Origin of the sequence: uncultured Flavobacterium sp. (genome assembly GCF_963925415.1) — a bacterium.
Taxonomy (GTDB): domain Bacteria; phylum Bacteroidota; class Bacteroidia; order Flavobacteriales; family Flavobacteriaceae; genus Flavobacterium.
This window is the reverse complement of sequence record NZ_CAWUTS010000095.1, coordinates 42625-49827: the sequence shown is the minus strand read 5'-3', so window position 1 is coordinate 49827 and position 7203 is coordinate 42625. Positions and strand designations below refer to the sequence as shown.

The following is a 7203-nucleotide window of genomic DNA, read 5'->3' as shown; positions in this document are numbered from 1 at the left end:
CATTGAAACGGCCTTTAGAAAAAGTAATTTTTGCTTTTCCACCCCAATTGTCCGTTGTTTTTACTTTATCGTCATATGTAGCATAATTACCTGGTGTGTTTTCTATAGCATATTGAAAAACTCTATTGTTTAATGGTTGACCACCCCATATTCCTCCAAGTTCTAAACCAAATGCTCCTACTGTAGTTTTTAAATGCAGAGTTGCTCTTCTTGTTTTTGGAAGTGGAATCGCTATAGACGTTGTGGCAGCACCTGCATCATCAATGTCTTCGTGATATACTGCAGTTGCATCAAAAATTCCGATTTTTTTACTGTATTTTAATAAAAAAGCTGGATTTGCTCCCCACCATAACTGTGGTCCAAAAGCTGCTTTTAATCCGTCTAAACTTCTTTTTCCGTCCAATTCAAAACCCATAACTTCTCCGTTATATAAATCTAAATTTGGACCGTAGTTAGCTTCAGGATATAAACCAAAAAAATCACCTTCGTAGCCCCAATGATAATGACCTGTTCTATAAAAGCCTCTTACATCAAACTCTTTAGCACTCCATGTGTAAGAAGCGTTATAAATTTGAACTCTGTTATTATCTGTAAGTTGCATGGTTCCATCTTCTGAAGAAACGGTTTGGGCTCTACCTCTATTTTCATAAAATATTTCATTGATGGGGTTTTCTGCAACCCGACCTAAAATATTTACATTTACATTAGCTTTCATATTTGGTGCAGGATTGCCTTCCACACCAATGTAATAAGACTCCATATGATCAAAACCCAATTGGTTTGGATATGAAGTTGAATTTTCTTCTGCGTTAGTTGGAGTTGTAACTAAACGTCCACCTGTGTTAAACGTTGTAAATTCTGCTCTTAAGTTGCTGATTTTTAAAATTTGATTATCATTTCCTCCTAAAGCTGCTTTGTCGCCTCTGGCTCTTAAAACAGCATCAGTCAAACTGATGTTTTTGAAATGATTTTCTATATAATCTAAAGTAATTCCTTTTTCATAAGGATTAATTAAATGAGCTTGTTTTAATGAATAGTATGCCGCTCTTGGATATAGATCGTATAATCCTCTGGTGTTTGTTGCGCCTTTTGCACAAATACCAAACCATTCTTCATTCATGTTGTTAGCGCCTAGTTTAAAGTCATACGAATAACCCTGATTTCCCCATGAAGCGTTATCATCATGTACATCTAAATTTTTAGTTTGTCCATACTTCCACCATCCGTCACTAAATTGAAAAGTAAAACCACCTAAAGAGTTGTTTGCTTTACCAAGACCTGCTGCGTTTTCGTAAATTTCTTTCCAGTTGTTTACCATATAATAGGCTTGAGATTTTTGGTCTTCGGCATTATCAAGTGTATTAAAAGCGTCAGCACCAAACTCTGTAAATAAAAGTGGTTTATTTAATTCTTTTTTTACACGATCAAAAGCATCAACAAATGAAACACCTCTATACATATTTGTACCTAAGATGTCGATGTCTTTACATTCTTTTGCTATGATGTCTAAAAATAATAAATCACCATTACAAATGGCTATTGGGTGTGAAGTATCAATTTTTTTCATTCCTAATACCGCTTCATTAAAAAGCTTATACATACTAACAGCTCTTTTAGTAGATTTTCTTTCTTCTAAAGGAATATTTTCTGTAGCTGCACCATCCCAAAACAATCCATAATTGTTTTCATTTCCTAATAAAAATAACAAAAGTCCTTTTGTATTTTTATATTCGTTTACCAAATCTTCTGTTTCTTTTAATAAATTTTTTTTAACTACAGAATTAGAGTACTCTGTATTAGCAACCCATGTGCCGTTAATAGAAACTCCATATCTACCAAAAGAGTGATTAAGCATTGTATAGATGCCATATTTTTCGTAGATATATGTAATCCATTTTGGCTGTATGCCTGTGTATTGTCTGATGGTATTTACACCCATGTTTTTTAGCAAACTCATTTCGCTATCTAAAGCAGCTCTTATAATATCATCGGATTGATTCCATAATACATAACTGTAATTTTGTGAAATAGGAATATAATCCCAATTCATTCCATTAATAATAAAAGGATCACCATTAACAAGCAATCGCATACCGTTTGAGTTATTTTCTATAACTACTTTATCTGCTTGTGCAAAAAAAGAAGTTGTAAAGCAACAGAAAAAGGCTACTAAAAATATTTTTTTCATTTGTAAAACTTTTGATATTATAAGAATTTTTGAATGTTTTAATTATAAGAATCGTAAAAATAAAATTAATATATTCATAAAAATAATTACTTACTACAACAAAACATATACATCTAAATATATTTTTTTTAGTTGTGTAATTTTTTAACAAACAACATGATAACGCATTAAAAGACAATAAAGAAATCTAATTATATAATTAAAGCGTAAATTATTAATAAAGTGATGTGTTGTTGTATAGTAATTTGTAAGCTTTAAAACTGATAAATTGATGTAAATAAAAAATGCGACCCAATTTATAAAAAACTGAATCGCAAATTCTTTTATATATTATTGATATACTCTTATATAATCAATTTCCATACTTGACTGCGTAAATGCAGGATCAATTGTACCTCCAAAATCTCCTCCCATTGCAACATTCAATATCAAAAAGAAATCGCTATTAAAGGGTAATGTATTTGTATTTGGTACAGAATGGAATAAAACGTCATCAACAAAGAACTGAATTGAAGTTGGACTCCAAATGGTTTTATAAATATGGTATTGTGTACTCGCATTTTGAATTACTGTAGTACCTCCATTTCCACCACCAGGTGATACACCCGGATAATGCAGTGTACCATGTATCGTGTTTTGCATATTACCTTTATGTTCCATAATATCAATCTCACCACAAGCAGGCCATGTATTTGTTGCGTAATCTTGACCTAACATCCAAATTGCAGGCCACGTTCCACCTCCAAATGGAAGTTTTGCTCTTGCTTCAACTTTACCATAAGTAAATTCAAATTTATTTTCTGATTTTAATCTTGCAGAAGTGTATGAAGAACCTGTTTTAAGAGCAGTAATTACTAAATTACCAGCAGATACAGTTACATTTGATGCAGCATTGGTATAGGTTTGAACTTCATTATTACCCCATCCGCCTCCAGCACCAAGGTCATATCCCCATTTAGTTGTATCTGGCACACCATCAACATCAAATTCATCAGACCAAACTAAATTTGTATAATCTGTTGGAGGGTTTTGAACAGGCAAAGTAGTTGTAAAAATATGATACCAAGCTAAAGATGCATTGTTACCCATAACTGCTCTAACAACCATTCTATTGTTTGTAATAGATATAATTTCATATGACGATTGACCAATATAATATCCCATAAAGCCATTATCTGAAAAATTCATCATAGTACCTCTTGTTTGAGAAGAAGCTTCAGTGTTTTGAGAAACAAATGATTCAGAAGGACTTAATGAAACTGATTTTATACCTGATGTGTCAAAAGCGTAGCAAAAATCGAAACCTTGAGATCCTCCTGCTACATTTTCATAGGAAGTATTAAAAAAAGTACTTCCCCCATTATTTAGTTCGTATTTTAATTGTTCGCCTACTAATGAAAAAGTTAATTCATTTTCATACAAACAGCTACTATCTGTTGTAGCTGCCTTTTCAAAAGGTGTTGCTTGATAATAATTTGCATAATAATTTGCAGATTCATCGTCGTTGTTTTGACCTACACCTAAATGACCCTGTTCAGATGCTGACCAATACCATTTTTTTGTAGTACCATTTGTTAAAAACTGAACAGTTTCTGGATCTTCAAACAAACTGAATACTTCAATATCTAGAGTAATTGAAGATGCAACTCCCCCTTTACCGCTTGCAATAACAGTAACAGAATATACATGTGTACCTGTTAAAGTAAACCTTTTGTTTAAAGTGCCACTTGGAGCATTTATATCGCCATCGTTAAAAATATATTTATATGAAATAGCATTATCTGCTGTTGCAATAAAATCTACTTTTCCAGAGCCGTCACCATTCGGTAAATCTGTAGTGACTCCTTGAATTACAAAATTTACTGCAAGGTTTGTAGGTGTATTTATATCGCCAAAAGTTTCTAAATTATCTTGACAACCTACCATTAAAATAAAAGTTGCTGCAAGAATAAAAAGTTTATGTATTTTTTTCATTGTTTTGTGTTTTTAATTAAATTGTATAATATCATCAAAATAATAATCAGCTCCTGTTCCTGCATTTCCAAAATCATAAAAAAGAACTACTTTTTGATAATTGTTTGCAGAATTTACACCTGTGAAATCAAAAGTTAATTCTTCCCAACCATTTGCTGTTACTGTTGTTGCGTCTACTTCTAAGAATACATTGGGATTTGTGCTGTTTTCTAGTTTCATTCGAATGATTTTTCCTGCTGCTGGCGCCCAAGATTTGATTTTTATTTTTTGCAAAGAAGAAAAATCAATAGGAGCATCTAACTCAATAAAGGATCCTGCCCAAGTTTGAGAACCATTTCCTTTGTTCATATGTGCAACGTTTGCACTAGTGTTTATGCCTGAAGCATCTGGATTTGCAATTATAGAAACTCCAGCTCCGCCAAAATTGGTAAAAGTATAAGTCAAAACACTAGATTCAAAATCTAAAGGTAATTCGACAGTAGGTGCTCCAGATGTTAATTCAACATCATCATAATAGTAATCAGAATTTGTTCCTGCATTACCAAAGTCGTAAAAAATTACAATTTTTTGATAGTTATTTGAGGATACGGCACCCGTAAAATCAAAAACAAGTTCTTCCCAAGCATTTGCAACAGTTGTTGTTGCATCTAATTCTAAGAAAACATTTGCGTTAGCACTGTTTTCAAGTTTCATTCGAATTATTTTGCCTGCTGCTGGCGCATAGCATTTGATTTTTATTTTTTGTAATGTTGAAAAATCAATTGGTGAACCTAATTCAATAAAAGAACCCGCCCAAACTTCAGAACCATTTCCTTTGTTCAATTTAGCTACTTTAGAACTGGTGTTATCAACATTCATATATGGATTATCTACAACTGTAGTTGAAGCACCGCCAAAATTAACAAAAGCATAATTTAATGTAGATGATTCAAAATTAATTGGTAATAAAATTGGATTTGAAATTATTACTTGTTGTATATCTTCAGCAAATGCAATACCACCTGTTAAAGCGACTACTCTCACTTCATATATTCCAACATTTGTATAGGTATGAGTAACCTCATCACCTTGCATAAAGTCAACTGGTACTTGTGCTGGATCTTCACCATAAAACACTTGAAAGTAGGTTTCTAAATCAGCTGTTGCACTAACTTTAATAGCCATATTATTTCCAGTTACAGGAGTAATGATTGCTACTAAGTTTTCTGGAGCTATAAAAGAAACAGTTAATTCTTTTATGATTTCGGTTTGTAAACCGTTTAATGTGGTTGCTATAATTTTTACAGGATAAACACCCTCTAAATATACATGAGAAGTTGTACCGCCTGGATTTAATACGTCACTTTCATTAGAGGCATCACTATAGAAAACTTCGTACTGTGTAACACCATCACCACTTGGAGTAATGGTAACTAATCCTGAGTTATCTTGCTTTATTGTGAACAAAGCCGATACGTTGGTTGGTGCATCGATATTATTTATATCTATCAAGTCATTATCTGAGGTACATCCAAAAATGAATGCAATGATTACTAATGCTATATATTTTTTCATTTTTATTTATTTATTTAATAATTAGGATTTTGTTGCCAATTGCCGTTTGAGAATTGAATTTCTTCGAAAGGCACTGGAAATAATTCATGCTTACCTGTTATAAAACCTGGAATAGCTTGTGCTGCTCTACCGGTTCTTACTAAATCAAAAAAGCGATGTCCTTCTCCAACTAATTCAAAATTACGTTCGGCCCAAATAAAATCAGTCAACGCAGCACCAGATGATGAAATATTATGATTTACATCTCCAAATGCTCTTTCTCTAACTTGATTTAAATAATCTCTAGCTTTTTCATCGTTAATTCCACCTCTGTTAAAAGCTTCTGCAGCCATTAACAAAACATCTGCATAACGAATAGATCTGTAGTTGTTTGGATTTGTTAAGTTTTGATCACCTATATTGGTATCCCCTTGTCTTGCGATATATTTTCTATTATAAAATCCGGTATGCTCATTTCCTTCTCCAAAAGAAGCATTATTAGATGCTGCCCATGAAACGATGTTTAAAATGGCTACATCTTTACGATTATCTCCTACTTCAAATGAATTATACACGGCTTGTGTGGGTACATTAAAACTGTATCCTGAATCAAATAAAGGTCCTGAATAATTACGTATTCCGTTGAATCCAACTGCTACATTACCTTCACTACACTGCAAACATCCAAAACCAGCACCTTCAGTATCTGTATATTGAACTTCAAAAACAGATTCTGAACCATTTTCACCTGAATTTTCAAAAATGGTATTGTAATCAGAAACTAAAGAGTAACTACCACTTAAAATTACTTGCTCTAAAATAGCTGAAGCATCTACATATTTGTTTTGATACAAATAAACTTTACCTAACAAAGCTTGAGCAGCTCCTTTTGTTGCTCTACCAGTTTGAGAAGCTGAAGCATTTAAATGTTCTACTGCAAAAAGCAAATCACTCTCTATGTTAGCATATACTTCTGCTACCGAAGAACGTGGAAGTGATTCAATATCTTTAACGCTAAATCGTTGATCTACTTTTATTGGAATTGGTCCAAACCATTTAGTCAATTCAAAATTATAGTATGCTTTTAAGAAACGTGTTTCGGCAATTACTTGATTTTTGTTTGGAAAATCGGTTTTATCCTTAAATTCTAAAATATAACTGGCTCTATATACACCAGCAAACATCCAATCCCAAATGTTTTTTAATTGTGCATTAACCGGGGTGTGAATCATGTCATCAACTTGTTGTATTCCTACAACATCTGTAGCACTTTCTCCACCTGCTAAAGTATTATCAGAAGCAATTTCTCCTAACAATACATTTAAATAAGATGATTGTAATAAATCATATGCACCTATAAGTGCATCGTTATAATCAGTTTCTGTGTTGAAATAATTTTCAGAGTCAATTACATATGGCGCTTCTTCGTTTACAAATTCGTCTGAACACGAAACTGCAAAAGCTGCACATACTAATAAAAGTGTTTTTAAACTATATTTTTTCATTTT

Annotated in this window: 4 protein-coding genes; all 4 read right to left on the bottom strand. The window is 32.5% G+C overall.

The window, feature by feature from the left end; translation table 11 throughout:
* Positions 1-2188 (bottom strand): glycoside hydrolase family 2 TIM barrel-domain containing protein (locus AABM47_RS07755; protein WP_338410358.1); only part of this gene is annotated, 2188 nt, incomplete at its 3' end.
* A 330-nt stretch (positions 2189-2518) separates the two neighbouring features.
* On the bottom strand, positions 2519-4162 hold the full coding sequence (locus tag AABM47_RS07750) for a glycoside hydrolase family 16 protein (RefSeq protein WP_338410357.1): 1644 nt from the start codon (positions 4160-4162) through the stop codon (positions 2519-2521).
* 12 nt (positions 4163-4174) lie between these two features.
* Positions 4175-5716: a hypothetical protein gene (locus AABM47_RS07745; protein WP_338410356.1), complete on the bottom strand. Its 1542-nt coding sequence runs from the start codon at positions 5714-5716 to the stop codon at positions 4175-4177.
* Between the two features lie 14 nt (positions 5717-5730).
* A complete protein-coding gene (locus AABM47_RS07740; protein ID WP_338410355.1) occupies positions 5731-7200 on the bottom strand; it encodes a RagB/SusD family nutrient uptake outer membrane protein in 1470 nt (489 codons plus the stop codon).
* Between the last annotated feature and the right edge of the window lie 3 nt (positions 7201-7203).

Coding starts and splice junctions, on each gene's coding strand:
- AABM47_RS07750 (WP_338410357.1), bottom strand. CDS start 4,162: ATGAAAAAAATACATAAACTTTTTATTCTTGCAGCAACTTTTATTTTA.
- AABM47_RS07745 (WP_338410356.1), bottom strand. CDS start 5,716: ATGAAAAAATATATAGCATTAGTAATCATTGCATTCATTTTTGGATGT.
- AABM47_RS07740 (WP_338410355.1), bottom strand. CDS start 7,200: ATGAAAAAATATAGTTTAAAAACACTTTTATTAGTATGTGCAGCTTTT.